The following is a 546-nucleotide window of genomic DNA, read 5'->3' as shown; positions in this document are numbered from 1 at the left end:
GCGCCGATTCCAGCGCGTCGCGCATCACGCCCACATTGCCGGTGGCGTCAAAGGTGTAATCCGCGCCGCCCTTGGTCAGATCGACCAGATAAGGGACAAGATCGCCCTCGACCTCTTTGGGGTTCACGAAATCGGTCATGCCGAACTTGGTGGCCATCTCGACCTTGGCCGGGTTCAGATCGACGCCGACGATCTGATCGGCTCCGGCCAGACGCAGGCCCTGGATGACGTTCAGACCGATACCACCCAGACCAAACACGATGGCGCGGCTACCGATTTCGACCTTGGCGGTGTTGATGACAGCTCCGATACCGGTGGTCACGCCGCAGCCGATGTAGCAGATCTTGTCGTACGGCGCGTCCTCACGCACTTTGGCCAGCGCAATTTCCGGCAAAACCGTATGGTTCGAGAAGGTCGAGCACCCCATATAGTGCAAGATCGGATCACCATCCAAGGTCGAGAACCGGGACGTGCCGTCGGGCATCAGTCCCTGCCCCTGCGTCGTCCGGATCGCCTGACACAGGTTGGTCTTGGGATGCAGGCAGT

General features: G+C 60.8%; 1 protein-coding gene. It reads right to left on the bottom strand.

Translation table 11 applies throughout. The features are described 5' to 3' along the window. Positions 1-546 (bottom strand): zinc-binding dehydrogenase (locus tag ACR0KM_RS20995; protein ID WP_480865573.1); only part of this gene is annotated, 546 nt, incomplete at both ends.

Source organism: Ruegeria sp. G10, assembly GCF_056533645.1.
The sequence above is the reverse complement of the archived record's forward strand: the minus strand, read 5'-3'. Positions and strand labels throughout refer to the sequence as shown.